This window comes from Treponema sp. OMZ 788 (assembly GCF_024181245.1).
Taxonomy (GTDB): Bacteria; Spirochaetota; Spirochaetia; order Treponematales; family Treponemataceae; genus Treponema_B.
Window position 1 is genome coordinate 2743219 of record NZ_CP051199.1, and the last position, 15580, is coordinate 2758798.

General features: G+C 38.6%; 17 protein-coding genes and 1 pseudogene. 9 read left to right on the forward strand and 9 right to left on the reverse strand.

What is annotated here, in order from left to right; genetic code table 11:
• The first annotated feature begins 433 nt into the window (after positions 1 to 433).
• The 6 genes from E4O00_RS13640 (at position 434) to E4O00_RS13665 (ending at position 3166) form a co-directional block, all read left to right on the forward strand.
• A complete protein-coding gene (locus E4O00_RS13640; RefSeq protein WP_371922699.1) occupies positions 434 to 676 on the forward strand; it encodes a single-stranded DNA-binding protein in 243 nt (80 codons plus the stop codon).
• Between the two features lie 136 nt (positions 677 to 812).
• Positions 813 to 1043 carry a helix-turn-helix domain-containing protein gene (locus E4O00_RS13645; protein WP_253677892.1) on the forward strand — a complete coding sequence of 77 codons (231 nt, stop codon included), beginning with the start codon at positions 813 to 815 and terminating at the stop codon, positions 1041 to 1043.
• Positions 1044 to 1294: 251 nt separating this feature from the next.
• Positions 1295 to 1690 (forward strand): DUF3021 family protein, encoded by a 396-nt coding sequence (locus E4O00_RS13650; RefSeq protein ID WP_253677893.1) that lies wholly within the window; start codon positions 1295 to 1297, stop codon positions 1688 to 1690.
• Between the two features lie 75 nt (positions 1691 to 1765).
• Positions 1766 to 1912 carry an ASCH domain-containing protein gene (locus E4O00_RS13655; RefSeq protein WP_253677894.1) on the forward strand — a complete coding sequence of 49 codons (147 nt, stop codon included), beginning with the start codon at positions 1766 to 1768 and terminating at the stop codon, positions 1910 to 1912.
• 239 nt (positions 1913 to 2151) lie between these two features.
• Positions 2152 to 2709: a DUF4143 domain-containing protein gene (locus tag E4O00_RS13660; protein WP_253677895.1), complete on the forward strand. Its 558-nt coding sequence runs from the start codon at positions 2152 to 2154 to the stop codon at positions 2707 to 2709.
• Between the two features lie 232 nt (positions 2710 to 2941).
• The gene (locus E4O00_RS13665; RefSeq protein WP_253677896.1) at positions 2942 to 3166 is read left to right on the forward strand and encodes a hypothetical protein; all 225 of its coding nucleotides are present in this window, start codon (positions 2942 to 2944) and stop codon (positions 3164 to 3166) included.
• A 48-nt stretch (positions 3167 to 3214) separates the two neighbouring features.
• On the opposite strand, the gene miaA is transcribed toward E4O00_RS13665, so the two are convergent.
• The 6 genes and pseudogenes from miaA to fliQ all read right to left on the reverse strand — a co-directional run bounded on the left by miaA (position 3215) and on the right by fliQ (position 8832).
• On the reverse strand, positions 3215 to 4207 hold the full coding sequence (gene miaA / locus E4O00_RS13670; protein WP_253677897.1) for a tRNA (adenosine(37)-N6)-dimethylallyltransferase MiaA: 993 nt from the start codon (positions 4205 to 4207) through the stop codon (positions 3215 to 3217).
• Between the two features lie 18 nt (positions 4208 to 4225).
• Positions 4226 to 4432 carry a DNA-directed RNA polymerase subunit omega gene (locus E4O00_RS13675; protein ID WP_253677898.1) on the reverse strand — a complete coding sequence of 69 codons (207 nt, stop codon included), beginning with the start codon at positions 4430 to 4432 and terminating at the stop codon, positions 4226 to 4228.
• 38 nt (positions 4433 to 4470) lie between these two features.
• The gene (gene flhA, locus E4O00_RS13680) at positions 4471 to 6564 is read right to left on the reverse strand and encodes a flagellar biosynthesis protein FlhA (RefSeq protein WP_253677899.1); all 2094 of its coding nucleotides are present in this window, start codon (positions 6562 to 6564) and stop codon (positions 4471 to 4473) included.
• Positions 6565 to 7746 carry a flagellar biosynthesis protein FlhB gene (gene flhB, locus E4O00_RS13685; protein ID WP_253677900.1) on the reverse strand — a complete coding sequence of 394 codons (1182 nt, stop codon included), beginning with the start codon at positions 7744 to 7746 and terminating at the stop codon, positions 6565 to 6567.
• Positions 7743 to 8538, reverse strand: a pseudogene (fliR, locus tag E4O00_RS13690) (flagellar biosynthetic protein FliR). Before fliR ends, flhB begins: the two are co-directional and overlap by 4 nt.
• A 24-nt stretch (positions 8539 to 8562) precedes the next feature.
• Entirely contained in the window at positions 8563 to 8832 is a 270-nt protein-coding gene (gene fliQ / locus E4O00_RS13695; protein ID WP_002666830.1) for a flagellar biosynthesis protein FliQ, read from the reverse strand.
• 130 nt (positions 8833 to 8962) lie between these two features.
• Between fliQ and E4O00_RS13700 the strand changes: the two genes are divergently transcribed.
• From E4O00_RS13700 to E4O00_RS13710, 3 genes are all read left to right on the forward strand, one after another.
• Positions 8963 to 10114 (forward strand): iron-containing alcohol dehydrogenase, encoded by a 1152-nt coding sequence (locus E4O00_RS13700; protein ID WP_253677901.1) that lies wholly within the window; start codon positions 8963 to 8965, stop codon positions 10112 to 10114.
• Between the two features lies 1 nt (position 10115).
• Positions 10116 to 10901, forward strand: a complete 786-nt coding sequence (locus E4O00_RS13705; RefSeq protein WP_253677902.1) for a TrmH family RNA methyltransferase — start codon at positions 10116 to 10118, stop codon at positions 10899 to 10901.
• Positions 10902 to 11066: 165 nt separating this feature from the next.
• Positions 11067 to 11957 carry an Rpn family recombination-promoting nuclease/putative transposase gene (locus tag E4O00_RS13710; protein WP_253677903.1) on the forward strand — a complete coding sequence of 297 codons (891 nt, stop codon included), beginning with the start codon at positions 11067 to 11069 and terminating at the stop codon, positions 11955 to 11957.
• A 1-nt stretch (position 11958) separates the two neighbouring features.
• Here E4O00_RS13710 and E4O00_RS13715 read toward each other — a convergent pair whose 3' ends face one another.
• The 3 genes from E4O00_RS13715 to E4O00_RS13725 all read right to left on the reverse strand — a co-directional run bounded on the left by E4O00_RS13715 (position 11959) and on the right by E4O00_RS13725 (position 15372).
• Entirely contained in the window at positions 11959 to 12801 is an 843-nt protein-coding gene (locus tag E4O00_RS13715) for a RipA family octameric membrane protein (RefSeq protein WP_253677904.1), read from the reverse strand.
• A 10-nt stretch (positions 12802 to 12811) separates the two neighbouring features.
• A complete protein-coding gene (locus tag E4O00_RS13720) occupies positions 12812 to 13273 on the reverse strand; it encodes a hypothetical protein (RefSeq protein ID WP_253677905.1) in 462 nt (153 codons plus the stop codon).
• An 89-nt stretch (positions 13274 to 13362) separates the two neighbouring features.
• Positions 13363 to 15372 carry a leucine-rich repeat domain-containing protein gene (locus E4O00_RS13725; RefSeq protein WP_253677906.1) on the reverse strand — a complete coding sequence of 670 codons (2010 nt, stop codon included), beginning with the start codon at positions 15370 to 15372 and terminating at the stop codon, positions 13363 to 13365.
• Positions 15373 to 15580: the final 208 nt, after the last annotated feature.

Genomic DNA, 15580 nt, shown 5'->3' on the forward strand with positions numbered 1-15580 from the left:
AAAAAAAAATTAAAATCATATTTTAATATTAAATAAAAAACTTTATAAAAACTTATGGAGGAAACGAAAATGAGAATTCCAACTTATATTAATGAAGAAAATTATAGTACAGTAAATATTGACGATACATTTACAAGTATTGGTATTTGCAATAAATTAGAAAATGGAGAAATAAACGAGTAAGATGAAAGACTATATAAAAGAGATTAGTAATATACTAGCTGAATTTAGCATTAAAAATGGAGAAAGAGGAAGTAAAAGCAAATAGCCGATACTTCCTTTTTTAATGCTAAAAAACAAGGAGGAAGAAATGAAAATAAGGAATAGATCCCCCACTATATCGGTGGAAATAATCAGAATAGGCTAGTGGTTAAGGCGATAGAGAGGAATCCTATCGTCTATTTTTTTACTCAAAATACGAAAGGATAAGGAAATGGACAAAGAAAAAATGATTAACATCAATGCCAGTCTTGTGGAAGAACCGGTGTTTAGCTCATTTGAAAAAGATTGCGAAGAGGTAAAGGTGGCAAACTTCACCTTGGTGAAGAAGTACGGAGGCGGTAAGGAATACACCAAATGCTCGGTGTATGGCGAAAAAAGTGAGATGGCAAGGGATTTTAAGAAAGGCGATTTTATCCATGTGTTCGGCTACTTCAAGGAAAGAGCTAAGGCGTAAAGCATTTAATGGCAGAATAAAGACGGAATAACAAGTGAAACAAGGTTTGCAAAACTTAAATTCGAGAACATTAGATTGAGTTTATTCAATTTATATGGTATAATTGATAAAGTTTATGCAGATAGTAGAATGAACGATGGCACTTAATTATAAACCGTTATGGATACAACTAATAAAAAAGGATCTAATGAAAGTCGATGTCATAAGAATGGCGGGACTCACCACTAATGTTATGGCACAGATGGGTAAAAATAAGCCGATTACATTCAAAAACCTTGAGAGAATATGCAAGGCACTTGAATGCACTACGAATGATGTGATTAGTTTTGATGATAATTATGGAAAGGAAGAAGATGAGAGAAATTAAGTTAAAAGATGAAAGTGCAATGAATGTATTTTATGATGAAATTAATATTATAGTTGCTTATTTAAGTAACTATATTGTGATGATATAAATTAGAAGCTGTCTGATGCATATTTAGTGTTTAGAGAAACGCAGAATGGTTGTGTGAAATATGACGGATACTGAAGAGCAGTAGTTTTAAATAACATGAATCGGCAAGATATAAGAAAAGAGATTATCTTAAAAATAACTATCTATTTAGAAGGGAGAAACATATGAAACTGAAAAGAAAAGTGATTAGGAGTGGTCTGCTGAGAGGCGGCATCTTATTGATTATTATGGGTATCGGCACATATTTTACTTATAAAAGCGGAGATCTTAAGCAATTTCGGATGATGGTTGCAATTACGATTATATCGGCTTCAGTATCAGGGTTTTCGGCATTATATGACTATGATGTTTGGAGCGTTAAGAAAAAAATCACTCTTCATACTATAGCTATGCTTTGTACCGTTTATCCGGCTTTATTATACAGCGGATGGTTTGATACAAGTAAGATTTCAGGCTACTTTATTGCCTTGGCCTCTTTTGCGGGTGTTGGAATTGTACTTGCTTCTATCGGTTATTTGGTAAGTAAATATATATTGAAAAATGTCCCGGAAGAAAAATGATTTTGTAATAGAGGCTGAAAAGAGTTTAAACCCATTGATTCAGGAAGGGGAACTGACCTCGGAATGGTGGATATAATGCCTTATAAATTAATTACAACGGAACATGCATGGCATGAAGGAGAGGAAGATAGGATCTATCGGTATTGGAGAGATGTTCATGACAGCTTTTTTTCTGAAGAATATAAATCGGTAGGAAAAATTTCTATGAACAAGCTTCGATGATATGCGAAGTATTTTAGACAAATCCCAGTTTGCCGCACTAAAGCAATTAAATAAAATCACTAAAAAGAAGTAAAAGCAAATAGCCGATACTTCCTTAAAATGGAATGAATATTGAAATCGGCAGTAATTTGTGATAGAATATCGTTAATAAAAAGTGTGCAAATGAACAAAAATAAAGAGTGAAAGGGATAAAGAGAATCACCTAAAAAATATTTTTTACAAATGTATATCTAAAAGATGTGATTGAAAGAAACAAGATTCAAAGTGCGGATGAGCTTGGAGTTTTGGTTGACTTGCTTGCCTCTGTAATCGGTGCTTCAACCAATCCTACGAAAATTGCCAATACCTTTGCAAGTGAGCATCAAATGATTTATACCAATAAGACGATTTCCAACCATATTGAACATTTGGCGGATGCCTTTTTGATTTCCAAGGCGAGCCGGTATGATATTAAGGGGCGGAAGTATATTGGAGCAAATATGAAATATTACTTTACGGATTTAGGACTTCGAAACGCTCGTTTTAATTTCAGACAGCAGCAGCCTACTCATATCATGGAGAATATTGTCTATAATGAGTTATTGATTCGCAGCTATAATGCGGATGCCGGAACGGTCTATATGACAAAGAGGGCAAGCGTATCCGCAAGCAGCTGGAGGTTGACTTTGCGGCAAATCAGGGGAACCGGCGATATTATATTCAAGTTGCATTTGACATCAATTCGGAAGCTAAACAAAATCAAGAGTTTTATTCACTGCATAACATTCCCGATTCTTTTAAGAAGATTATCATTATAAGCGGCCGCAAGAAACCGTGGAGAAATGAAGATGGTTTTGTCATTATGGATATGAAAGATTTCCTACTCAATACGGATATTTTGGATATTGCGTAGATGAGAAGTTGTCGTCACTGCCTATACACTTAACAATCTCCTAAAAACATAGTATAATTAGACGAAAGGAAATATTTGGATAGGCAGCAACCGTAGAAGCCGCTAAAATTTTTTGTAGGTTTTTCCGATAAAAGAGTATGAATTCAACCGGTTTTTTTTATGTGGTAAAAAATGTTGTCCTTTCTCCCATAGTAATTGGTGTTACTATCGTTTGCGGCCTGCTTTTAAGCTTTATTTTTTATGTAATGAGCTATAAGAAAAAGCCTAGGCACTTTGTCACAAAAAAGAAAACTCCCAAGCCTGAAAAAGAAAAAACTCCTCCCCCCGAAGAAGAGTCTGAAGCCGAAGAAGATGAAGAGTAAAGAGTCCGTCCATTTGTATCGTTTTAAACTTTTTCCTGCCGTACTAAGTTAAGATATTCGTCTCTTCCCATAAAACCCGCAAATATCCTTATAAAGCCTTGATGCCTCAGCCTCGTCTTCTATAAAGTAGCGGTGAACATCGGGTATGGTCTTAAAAAAAGTTTCCTGCCGCTTGGCGTAGTGCTTGGTGTTCCGTTTTATAAGGGCCGAGACTTCTTCCAAGGCCGATTCGGGTTTTAAGCGGTTGTTTTCATCAAAGAATTCCCTGTAGCCTATGGCTTTTAGTCCGGGGCTTTTTGCCGTATAGCCCATCTCATAAAGCTTTTTTACCTCATCATATAGCCCCTCGTCAAACATCGAATCGACCCTCTTTTCTATTCTTTCATATAAGAGAGAGCGGGTTCTTTCAATACTTAGGATAAAAAACTCGTATTCTTCTCTTGCTGCTTCGGGGAGGGCAAAAGAACTTAAAGGCTTTCCTGAGGCGGCAAAAACCTCGTGGGCTCTTATTATCCTGTATTCGTCATGGACATGAAGCCTTTGGGCCGAGACCGGATCTATTTTTTTTAGTTCATCCAAAAGGACGGCAGCACCCTCTTCCTTTGTGCGTTTTTGAAAGTGCTCCCGGATTTTAAGATCGGCGATAGGAGTAACGGGAAGTCCATAGATAAAATTCTTTAAGAAAAAAGCCGTGCCTCCCATCAAGACCGGAAGTTTTCCCCTCGCATATATTTCGGGACAAAGCTTATCGGCCTCCCTTACAAAATCGGCCGCCGAAAATTCTTCGGAAGGCTCTTTTACGGCGATTAGATGATGGGGAAGGTCTTCCAATTCTTCTTTTGAAGGAGAAGCCGAGCCGATATGCAGGTGTTTATACACCTGAACCGAATCGGCACTTATAATTTCGGCACAGGCCGAAAGAGCCGACACTCCGCCTTTTTTTGAGAAATCTTTTGAATGTTTATAAGAAAATATTTCGGAAGCTAAGCTTGTTTTCCCCGAAGCGGTTGCCCCGAAAAAAATCAATACAGGAACACGCAAACTTTTAAAGCTGAAATTTTAGTTGAATTCGGGGTGTTTTTCTATCTGATAATTTACCTCGCCGGTAAAAATCTGCTTTGCTCCGGCTGAAACAACCTTGTCTCCGCTTTTTTCGACATTGGGATCTTGAATTTTAGCCAGCTGATAAGCCCTTCTTGTCGATGCACATGTAATCTCGTAAATATTGTCATCAAACTCGATGAGTTCTTCTAATGGAAATATCATAGGGCTATTCTAACATCATTTAAGAAAAAAGTCAATCATTATTGAATTTCAGGCGTTATGTTTCCCATGCCGATTACCGAAACATCCTTCGGAATTTCGGGGACGGATAGGACTGGAACCATGGGGAGTTCTTGTTCAATAAGTCTCTTTAGTAGAAGACGGCCTTCTTCAGGTACAAGTATGACAGCGATACCTACAAATTGTGCATTAAAGTTGTTGTATGCAGTTTGAACTGCCCTAAGCCAAGCTTTTCTTAGATCAGATTCGATTGCCGGGTGAGGACCGGTAAGGGTATCGACACGGTTTGCCAAAACGGTTTGGAAAAAGGCAGGGTCGACCATAAATGCTCTTAAAACCTTGTCCTCTCCCAAATATTGCTGAACAATTTGTCTTCCCAGTCTTTGTCTGACTTTTTCGGCGATTATATACATGTCTCCTGTGATGCGCCGATAGTCCGATATTGTTTCAAGGATGGCGGTTGTGTTGCGTATGGAAACATTTTCCCTAAGAAGAAGCTTAAATACTGTTTGCAGGTCGCCTAATGTCAGCTTGTCGTTTGATTGAATTTCGTCAACTACGATTGGGTTTAGTTTTTTTGCGGAATCCAAGATGTTGCTAACCATCTGTCTTGACAAGATATCGTCTGCATGTGTTTTTATAACCTGAGTTAAATGAGTCGCTATTATCGAAGGCGGATCTATAACCATGTACCCTGCCCTTTCGGCGGCTGCTTGGTTTGATTCCGAAATCCAGATAGCCGGGAGTCCGAAGGTCGGATCCAATGTGGGCTCTCCCGGGATTTCGTCTTGAACATTTCCCGATTTTATGGCTAAATATGCACCCATTCTTATCTTTGCTCTTGCCACCTCGGCTCCCTGTATTTTGATACAATATTCATCGGGAGGAAGATTCATTGCATCCATCATTCTGATAACGGGCATGACCAGACCTGTTTCGAGGGCTATTTCTTTTCTTATGCGTTTAACTCTGGGTACAAGATCGGAGCCTCTTTTTTCATCGACCAGAGGAATAAGGCCGTATCCGAACTGTAAGGATAGATCGTCATAGGGGCTTACCGCCTTGGTATCATCCGTGTCGGTTTTTGTTGCCTGTTCAGTTGCTGCTTGGGCTTCTTTGGCTGCCTGTTCTTTTTGAGCCCTTGTTACCTTTGTTGTCTGTAAGCGCCAGCCTAAGAAGGCGAGGCTTAGTGCAATAATTATTAAGACTATTGAGGGGAAGCCGGGCAAAACGGCCATTACTGTCAAGGTAACGGCAGCTATGTAATACACAGTCGAGTTGCGTGCAAATTGGTCTGAGATGTCTTTTCCGAAAGAACCGGTTGAAGCCGAGCGGGTTACTACAAGACCTGTTGCAACGGATATAAATAGGGAAGGAAGTTGGGCTAAAAGTCCGTCACCTATTGTAAACCTTGTGTACATCTGTAATGCTTTAGTGAACTCTTCATTTCTCCACACGCCGATAATTAAGCCTGCTACAATATTTACAACTGTGATAAATATACCTATTTTTACGTTTCCTGAAACGAATTTACTCGCACCGTCCATAGCCCCGTAAAAATCGGTAGATTTTTGCAAGTCTTCTTTTTTCTTTCGGGCTTCGGCTTCAGTTATAACACCTGCATTATACTCTGCCTCTATGGACATACTTCTTGTATTATTAAAGTCCAAGGCGAAGCGGGCTGCAACTTCAGCAATGCGTGTAGCTCCCTTTGTGATTACAAAGGCTTGTACCGCAATCAAGATGATAAAAACTACAAAGCCTATAATCAAACCCTGATTTCCTGAAGAACCTATAACGAATTGACTGAAGGCTGCAATCATCTTTCCGTCAAATTTTTCTCCATAGGTTAGGATAAGTTTTGTAGAAGAAACGTTTAGAGCAAGCCCGAATATGGTAGAAACTAATAGCAAAGAAGGGAAAACCGTAAAATCTGTGGGTTTATCCAAAAATAAAACTATTAGCAGTATCATCAGACTGAATATAAGATTCAGTGCCATAAAAAAGTCTAAAAGAACTGTAGGTATAGGAATAATAATTATAAATATCACCATGATAGTTGCTACGGCTACCAAGGCATCCGGTATGTCTTTAAACAGTCTGTTTTCTGCCATTTATCTGGTTACCTCCATCTTTTTCTTTATTTTTTCCTTTTCCTTCAATGAGGATACTTTCATAAATATAATACGAAGTGTATTATAGTATTCGCTTGGAATTATCTGTCCTAAATCTACATTTGCATAAAGTGCTCGTGCCAAAGGAACATTTTCGATTGTGGGAATGTTGTTTTCTTTGGCTATTCTTTTTATGTTTTGAGCTGTTGCATCAACACCCTTTGATATTACTGTAGGGCCTGGCATAATTCCAAGGTTCCATTGGATTGCCACGGCATAGTGGGTCGGGTTTGTAATGACGACATCGGCATCCGGAACATTTTTTATGCCCGTCTTTTGCAAGATTGCCTGCATCTGCCTGTTGATTTGAGCTTTTATCATCGGATCCCCTTCCAACTCTTTATATTCATCCGTTATTTCTGTTTTTGACATCTTGAGGGATTCGGAAAATTGCCGTTTTTGAAAAAAGTAATCGGGAATACTTAAAAGAACCAGAGCTATAGAAGCGTAAACCAATATTTGAGCTGCCGTTTTTGCTATAAAGATTATAGAATTGGTAAAATCGGATTGAAGCAAGGCTATCATCTTTATGATATTGTTTTTTATAACAAGATAGCCTATAAAACCTATGATGACAACCTTAAAAAGCGATTTTGCAAGATTGAAAAGTCCCTCTGCAGAAAATAAGGCTCTTTTAAAGAACCTTGCAAAGTTGGGTGTAATTCTTTTAAAGTCGGGCGTAATAGGTTTTGTTGAAAATAAAAAGCCCCTGTTTTGAATAATATTTCCCAAAACGCCTGAAATTAAGGCTACTGCCGTTATTGGGAAAACCGTTCTAAAAAAATACGAAACAAAGATACCGAACCATGCTCCGTTTAAAACATCCTCTGTTGTGCATCGTTCAAAAAAGAAAGAGATTACCTGCATTAAGGATTTAAATATGTAGGGGCCCATTATTATAAGAGTAATTACCGGAAGGAGCACCACCATGGCCGCATTTAGATCCTGACTTTTTGCAACTCTTCCTTCTTCCCGGGCCTTGCGTATTTTGTATTCGGTTGGGTCTTCAGTTCTGCCTTCATCTTCGGCAGCGAACCACTGCAAGCCTATCTTTTTATTGAGTAGGAGATCTTCTTGCGAAAAATATTTTTGGTATAGGATGGTTGATTTTCCCGATATCATCTGGCACCTCCTAAGCTGTCTAACAGCCGCCAAAAATCCGAAAAACCTTTTTCTAAAATAATTTCAAATGTGTTTATAAAAAAAGGCAGAGCAAGAGCCAAAATAAAAAATGCGGTTAAAATAGTAATTGGGAAGCCTTCGGATAAAAGGTTCATCTGAGGAGCAGCCTTTGTTAAAAGTCCCATTGTTATATGAATTAAAATCAGGGTTCCCATGACAGGCAATGCAATTATCATTGCATTTAAGAAAAGCTGACCGACAGCATTTAAAAGATAGCCTGAAAACTCCTCCTGTCTTTCTAAAAACATAAAGCAATTTACATGTTCAATGCTTTTCATTATTCCGCCTAAGAAAAGACGCTGGAATCCGTTTATGCGTAAAAAAAATAAGGACTGCAATAAAGTTAAAGTATTGGCCTACAAGAGGATTTTCAACCTGAGCAAGGGCATCAAAAACTCCCGAAGCTCCGAATCCCATTTGAAACGAAAAGAATTGTCCTGCCGTACTGAATGTAGAAAACAAGATGCTTATAAAAAAGCCTGTTAAAACGCCGATAAGTCCTTCTCCTACAAGTAAAAGAAGATACTCAAGACTGAATGCATTTAAATTGACGAAGTTTGGATAGGCATATGGGGTTACCATAAATGCAGCCAGACCCGCTAAAGCAACCTTTGCAGTTCTGGAAACATTGCGCATTGACATTAGGGGAGATGTCATAAGAACGGCAAAAATTCTGACTGCCGCGAGTAAAAAAATGGGTTCTTTATTTAGGATAAAGTCAAAGGGCTGCATTTATTTATAGAATTATTCCTTAATTTATCTTACAAGCTGCGGAATTAAATTCATTAAAGAAACAAAATATTCCCTTAACACCGTAATCATCCAAGTTGCCAAAAGGGCAATCATTCCTAAAATAGTTAAAATTTTAGGAACAAAGGTCAGCGTCTGTTCTTGTATCGAGGTAGTCGCCTGAAATATTGCAACAATTAAGCCTACTAAAAGAGCTGCAACTAAGATGGGTGCGGAAAGCATCAGTATAATACCTATCCCTTCACGCATTAAAGTAACTATAGTACCTGTAGTCATAGTCCCCTCCATAATGACCTAGGGTTTTCTGTCATTATAAACAAAAATGCTATATTTTTCAAGGCAGGAATTAAAATTCAAGTTTAAAAAAAATATGCCGAAAATTTATTCTGTAGAGGAATTTGAAAAGATGGCAGATTTTGTATTTAAACTTTCATCAAAGGTTATTTTAGGTAACTATTCTCTTGCCCGCATCGGTGAAGAAGTCGTAAAATTCGGCAGTAATTTTATGTTTGTCGTAGATCCTTTTTTTGAAGATATGGGCTTGGTCGATAAGATTCGAAAATCTCTTGAAGAAAAGCATATATCTCTTTTTGTGTTTAACGGTTTTGAACAGACCGCCGATTCCGAGGTTGTCGAAAGAGCTCTTTCATTAGCCCGAGGTGCTCATATACGCGGAGTAATTGCCTGCGGGGATATGACTGCATGTGCTATCGGAAGAGCTATAGCGGCTCTTTATAATGAAGATAAACCTGTCTACAGATATATTGAAGGCGAGCCCATTACGGCCGAATCATTACCGCTTATTCAAATTCCCACAACATGCAGTGATCCGTTTTTATTCGGAACATCGAGCTTTATTGTCGATTCAAGAAATCGAACCGTAAATTTATTAAAGATAAAAGAAGATCTTTGCGATCTTGTAATTTTCGATTCAAATACCTATGCAGGTCTTGCTCCAAACGCAATGACTTCAATGATTTTTGCAGGCCTTTGTTCTACATTTGAAGCCTATGTTTCAACAAGGGGCAGTTTTTTTTCTGAGACAATCTTAGGAAAAGCTGTCGAGATATTTTTAATTTCCCTTGATCCCCAGCATGAAAAACAGGTCGGAATGCCCAGAGAAGAACTTGTGGCTCAGGCTGCCTGCCTTTCGGCTATAGGAATTGCGGCCTCTGCTCCGGGACTTGGAACTGCCATAGCTCTTGCAGCCGGCGGAAGACACAGAATGGCAAGCCCTCTTATCTCAAGTATATTGCTCCCTCATGTAGTAAATGATGCAATTTCTTCAAGTCTTTCAAAGACTGTTGCCGTAGCAAGAATGTTGGGAGAAACCATGCTTGAAGGCGGAGATGCTGCCGAGGTTGCAAAAAGAGGTATCGAGGAAATTAGAAGAAGGCTCGCCGAAGCCAATTTACCCATCCGTCTAAAAGATATAGATTTAACCATCGAATCGCTTGTGCCCGTTGCAGAGGATGCCGCCCGCTTGAGTTTTATGAACTACAGTCCAAGGCCTCTTGCAAATCACGATATTTTTGAAATTATAAAGCAAGCCTTTTAAGATGCCCGAGATTTTTAAACTTTATAACTTACCGCAAAAACAAAGATGCCGTAAAATACTGCGTATCTTGGAATCGGCTGAAGCTTCCCTTGTGCAAAACAAGGCGGACGAATTTTTGGATGCTTTTTACCTCCGTTCTCTTTTAAAAATTATTCTTGAAGATTTGGATTCGGGCTCCGCCTTAAAGGTGCAAAAATGGATTGAAGACCCGCAAGAAAAAGATAAAAGAAAAATTATCAACTTTGTAAGGTATGAGCTTTACAAAAAACTTGATACAGCACCTGCCGAGTGGGATCTGATTTTGCCTAATTCCTCTGCTGATGAAATTGCAAATTTCAGGCGGACTTTTTTTGAAGGAGTCTATGTCTATGCCGAAGATATCCGCACCCCTTTTAACATAGGCTCGATTTTTAGAACCGCAGAATCCTTCGGGGTCGAAAAAGTTTTTTTGTCTCACGACTGCGTTTCTCCTGACAGCCCCAAGGCTAAAAGAACGGCGATGGGCTGTACCGAGTATCTTCCATGGGAGAGGGCCGGGCTTGAAAACCTGCCTGACCTTCCTCTGATTGTGCTTGAAACGGGAGGAACCGATATTTCGAAGTTTGAATTCCCCAAAAAAGGAATTGTAGTGATAGGCTCGGAAGAATTGGGTGTCAGCCCCGAAGTTATAAAAAAAGCCCAAGGAAGGGTTATCACTATTCCTATGTACGGAATAAAGGCTTCGATAAATGTAAGCGTTGCCTTCGGTATCTGTATGCAAAAATGGTGTGAGGCCCTTAGGGACTGATTGCGGGACTCTAGGTTTTTAATTGGTAATTACTCAATTCAAACCACGCATTACCAATTACCCACTACCCATTAAAAATTAAAATACACTCTCTCAAATTTCTCTACAGTTTAGTATGGATTTTTCACAAAAAAAGATGTATAATTATAATGTGAGAGAAAGGCTATGAGTACTTCAAACAGAAAATATAAAGATTCAGTCTTCGTCGATTTATTCAGTGAAGACGAAAAAGCAAAAGAAAACTTTTTATCTCTTTACAATGCCTTGCATGGTACTGAACTTAAAGATACGGAACAGCTGAAAAACGTCAGGCTTGATCAAGTTTTATATATGTCATTTTATAATGATGTATCCTACCTTGTAGATAACAAAATCATAGTTTTAGCAGAGCATCAATCGACAATCAACCCAAATATGCCTTTACGTTGTCTTGAATACATAAGCCGCCTTTATGAAACCATCTTTGAATCAAAAGAAAAATACAGCCGTAAACTCCTAAAAATTCCAAGACCTGAATTTTATGTCTTTTACAATGGGGAAGAAAGCCATCCTTGTGATAAAACACTGAAACTATCGGATGCATTTATAGAAAAAGCAACAGAAACTAATCTTGAGCTGACCGTTAAGATAATAAACATAAATAAGCAAAACAGTCATCCGATACTTGAAAACTGCAAGACGATGTATGAATACACAGTATTTGTAGAAACAGTGCGGAGATGGAAAAAGGCAGACCCTAAAAACGGCTTTGAAAAAGCGATTGAAGAATGTATACAAAACAATATTTTGAGAGACTATTTAAAGCGTAAGACTAAGGAGGTGTTGAATATGTTACTAGCCGAATATGATTATGAAACAGATATAGCTGTACAACGAGCAGAAGAGAGAGAAATAGCCTTTGCTGAAGGAATATCTCAAGGAATATCTCAAGGAATCTCTCAGGGCTTGTACCAAAACAAACTTGAAACAGCAAAATTGATGAAGGGTATGAATTATCCTATTGATGATATTTGCACAATATCGGGTCTAAGCCAAGAAGAAATCGAAAGCCTTTAAATTAATTATCAAGATACGATGAGCCGAGTTTTTTCTTTAAGCGGTAAATAAGCAAAATGAGGAGTAAGATTGCTGTGGGAAAGCTGATGAGGATGGGCGGCCAAGGGTCGGCAAAGATGGTTTTACAGAGCCAATAAATGTGGAAAAATAGGGCGAGGATAAAAAACTTGAAGCTTATTATGCCTATCATTATGTTGACCTTAGAAACAGAAAAAGAGCCTGCGGCAGTCGAAAAGAGGCTTTTGTCTATGGGGTCGCCGTGGCAATTTTTAAGACGCCCAAAAACATATTCGCTGTATCGTCCGGTGGTTTTATTGCAAAAGATTTTATCGAGCTCGGATTTGCCTTCGGCTTCATCTTTACTCTTCCAGAATCGGAGGTTACTGCTCATTTTTGCCAAGTTGCTTTCGTAGATTTCGTACCAAGCCTTTGAGCCCTTGCCCATAATAATCCAAAGCACCGAAAAGATTATACCTAAAAGGGAAATGAGGATCGGAACCGCACCGAATGTAAAAAGTAGCGAAAAAGACTTATCTTTTTTAATTGAAGTTTTAGTTTCGGGGTTGTTGTTCGGGTTTATGATTAGTGTATACTCCGTTGAACCTTCTGCCTCTTTTTTGTCCGCATTAAGTGTTACAGTAATTTGATTTGGGCTTAAATGCGGAATAAAGATGTCTTTTATATAAAAAGCATAGACGCTTGCAATGCCGAGTAAAAAAGCACCAAGGAAAACAGACCTTTGCCAAAGGTGTTCAAGCTCAAAATCCCTCCCGTGCCAAAGATAATCGTAAATGTCCTTTGCTGTGGGTCTGTCTTTTTGTTCGTCCTTTGATGTATCGGCCATAAAAGTCTCCTTATTTTGAAGTGATGTTTTGACAATAAGTTTCGAATATTTTGGTAAGCTGTTTTTTATAATACCTATTCATAGTTATAATCTCTTCGGTTGGTGTAGGATTTTTGGTTGTTTTTAAGTCCATATCTCCTTTAGGTGTATTTACCATATGTTTATCCCTATCGTCTTCTAATCTTTTAAGAGCCTCATCATAGGCGTATGTTAATAGGGCTTGTTTGCGATCATCTTCTGAAAATATAAGATTGATTACGGTAAAAGCAATAATAAAAACTATAGTAATACCTATAAAAAGTGAAGTTATGATAAATACATATTGATTGCCTAAAGGGTAAACAATTAACCATAAAAAAATTAACAGTCCAATCGCAAAAAGACTTAAAAGCATAAATATTACATAAGTGCAGATCGGCATTTGCAAATTTTTTATGTAGTCTTCAGCCGGTAATTTCGTTTCTCCGCTCATAAATTTTTCTCCTTAAAATATTCAATTTACAATGCTTAATTAAGAATTAAGTCAATTCCTAATTAAGCATTTATAATTCCTAATTTATTTTAGTTTTTCTTCCAGTATTTCGTGTAATACTCTCTGCTTAAAAAACTAGCCGCTGTTTTGGGGTCTTTCAATTCTTCTTCATTTATGGGTGTAGATGTTCCTGAATAGTCTATAGAATCATACACAGCCCAACCGGCAGGGTCTGCAAATACTGCACTTGTTAACTTATCACAGTCAGAAAAAGCAGCCCAATATATTTTAGTCAGACTTGCGGGTAAGTTTATGCTTTTTAAGTCCTCACAGTCTTTAAAAGCTTCCCGTCCTATTGTAGTCAGTTTTGTGCAAGGAGATAGGTCTATGCTTGTTAATCTCTTACAGCTTGCAAAAGCAAGAAAGTCTATTGTATCCAGATTTGTGCAAGAAGATAGGTTTATGCTTGTTAAGCCCGTACAGTCGCTAAAAGCCGCAAGGCTTATTTTCTTCAGATTTGTGCAAGAAGATAGGTCTATACTTGTTAAGCCCGTACAGCCGCTAAAAGCCCCTTGGCCTATTGCAGTAATCTTGTTAAGGATATTTACCGAAGTTAAACCTCCTGCGGCATAAACAAGGGTCAAGCCGTCCTTTGTATACAATACATTTTCTACAGCCTGATAGTGTTGGTTGCCGGAAGCTACCGTAAGAGTTATTAAGCCCGTACAGCCGGTAAAAGCATATTGGCCTATTGTATTCAGACTAGCAGGTAAGTTTATGCTTGTTAAGCCCGTGCAGTCGGAAAAAGCAGTGTCTTCTATTGTAGTCAGACTTGCAGGTAAGTTTATGCTTGTTAAGCCCGTACAGCCGGAAAAAGCACTGTCTTTTATTGTATTCAGCTTTTTGCAAGAAGATAGGTCTATGCTTGTTAAGCCGGTACATTCGGAAAAAGCATAGCCGTTTATTGTAGTCAGTTTTGTGCAAGAAGATAGGTCTATGCTTGTTAAGCCCGCACAGCCGCTAAAAGCAGCCCAGCCTATTGTATTCAGCTTTGTGCAAGAAGCTAGGTCTATGCTTGTTAAGCCCGTACACTGGCTAAAAGCATAGTCGCCTATTTGGGTAAGGCTTTGAGGTAACTTTACGGAAGTTATTCCGCTACAATCTCTAAAGGCTCCCTTATTCTGGTTGGTAAGATATTCTATTTCGGTAATACCGTCGGGGATTATTATTTTGCCTTTGGGTGTTTCTCCTGTATAGCCTTTGCCGTCTGCCGTAAGTTTGATTTTGTTGTCTACAATATTAAATTTGGCTTTGGCATAGTTGGTTACGGCGTATACGGTTATGTGCTTGTCTATCTGGTAGCCGTCGGTCAGTTTTGCTCCGTTTTCATTGTCAAGTCTCCATTCGTAAAATTCATAATCGCCGTTATCCCAGCCGCTTCCCAATCTTACTTTGGCTTTTGCTTCTTCTTTTATTTCTCCCCAAGTTTTGGTTTCGGTAATGGGGACTTTGACAAAGGTCTCTTGAGGTATGTCTGTTCTTTCATCTCCTTTTATGGTAACGATATATCCGTTAATCCAAGAGGCGGTGTAGGTTGTATTTTGAGCAGGAAAGGTTGAAGGAAGTTCGGGCTTCCAATGCCAAAAAATAATTCCATCCTTTGTCGGCTGAACAAGAGTTATATCTGCTCCGTATCTGCCCTTTAACTTATCACCATCTATAAGAGGTGTAGTAGTACTTCCGCCTTGTAAATCAAGTGTGATGGTAATTTCGTTTCTGTTATACTTAATCTGCACTACCGTAGACCCGTCTGCATTTATTGCCGCTTGGCTAAAATCTTGCACCGTAAAGCCTTCATAGGTTTTGGCTGCCGCAGATGTGGTTTCGCCTGCCTTGCCGCTTAAGATTTCCCTCTCGTATACGGTGTACTCATCGTTGCCGATATTTTGCTGCAAGTGTTCTACCGTGTAATTATACTTAGGATCTATCTTAGGCTTACAGCCGGTCAACAGACCCGTCAATAATCCCATCAGCAGCCCGGCTGCCAATACCAATGCATTAAGATTTACTGCCCCAAAAAATGATTTTCTTTTACTCATTTCTCTTTCCTTCCTTATATTTTTTGTTTTTTAATTTAACCGCTAAGGGCGCCAAGGACGCAAAGATTTTTAAGGTAGTCTTTATATGACATTCCTTTATAATCCTTTGCGAAGTTGAGCGAAGCTCAACGCTTTGCGTTCCTTGCGGTTTTATTAAACGATGTGAGAAAATTATATCTTGTGTGTGATTGTTTAAATTTAACCGCAG

What these genes read in the sequence shown, in the direction of transcription:
- E4O00_RS13710 (WP_253677903.1), top strand. Translation starts at nt 11,067, where the DNA reads ATGAGTACTTCAAACAGAAAATATAAAGATTCAGTCTTCGTCGATTTA.
- E4O00_RS13715 (WP_253677904.1), bottom strand. Translation starts at nt 12,801, where the DNA reads ATGGCCGATACATCAAAGGACGAACAAAAAGACAGACCCACAGCAAAG.
- E4O00_RS13675 (WP_253677898.1), bottom strand. Translation starts at nt 4,432, where the DNA reads ATGATATTTCCATTAGAAGAACTCATCGAGTTTGATGACAATATTTAC.
- E4O00_RS13640 (WP_371922699.1), top strand. Translation starts at nt 434, where the DNA reads ATGGACAAAGAAAAAATGATTAACATCAATGCCAGTCTTGTGGAAGAA.
- E4O00_RS13700 (WP_253677901.1), top strand. Translation starts at nt 8,963, where the DNA reads ATGGCAGATTTTGTATTTAAACTTTCATCAAAGGTTATTTTAGGTAAC.
- E4O00_RS13725 (WP_253677906.1), bottom strand. Translation starts at nt 15,372, where the DNA reads ATGAGTAAAAGAAAATCATTTTTTGGGGCAGTAAATCTTAATGCATTG.
- fliQ (WP_002666830.1), bottom strand. Translation starts at nt 8,832, where the DNA reads ATGACTACAGGTACTATAGTTACTTTAATGCGTGAAGGGATAGGTATT.
- E4O00_RS13705 (WP_253677902.1), top strand. Translation starts at nt 10,116, where the DNA reads ATGCCCGAGATTTTTAAACTTTATAACTTACCGCAAAAACAAAGATGC.
- flhB (WP_253677900.1), bottom strand. Translation starts at nt 7,746, where the DNA reads ATGATATCGGGAAAATCAACCATCCTATACCAAAAATATTTTTCGCAA.
- E4O00_RS13650 (WP_253677893.1), top strand. Translation starts at nt 1,295, where the DNA reads ATGAAACTGAAAAGAAAAGTGATTAGGAGTGGTCTGCTGAGAGGCGGC.
- flhA (WP_253677899.1), bottom strand. Translation starts at nt 6,564, where the DNA reads ATGGCAGAAAACAGACTGTTTAAAGACATACCGGATGCCTTGGTAGCC.
- E4O00_RS13655 (WP_253677894.1), top strand. Translation starts at nt 1,766, where the DNA reads ATGCCTTATAAATTAATTACAACGGAACATGCATGGCATGAAGGAGAG.
- E4O00_RS13720 (WP_253677905.1), bottom strand. Translation starts at nt 13,273, where the DNA reads ATGAGCGGAGAAACGAAATTACCGGCTGAAGACTACATAAAAAATTTG.
- E4O00_RS13665 (WP_253677896.1), top strand. Translation starts at nt 2,942, where the DNA reads ATGAATTCAACCGGTTTTTTTTATGTGGTAAAAAATGTTGTCCTTTCT.
- E4O00_RS13645 (WP_253677892.1), top strand. Translation starts at nt 813, where the DNA reads ATGGCACTTAATTATAAACCGTTATGGATACAACTAATAAAAAAGGAT.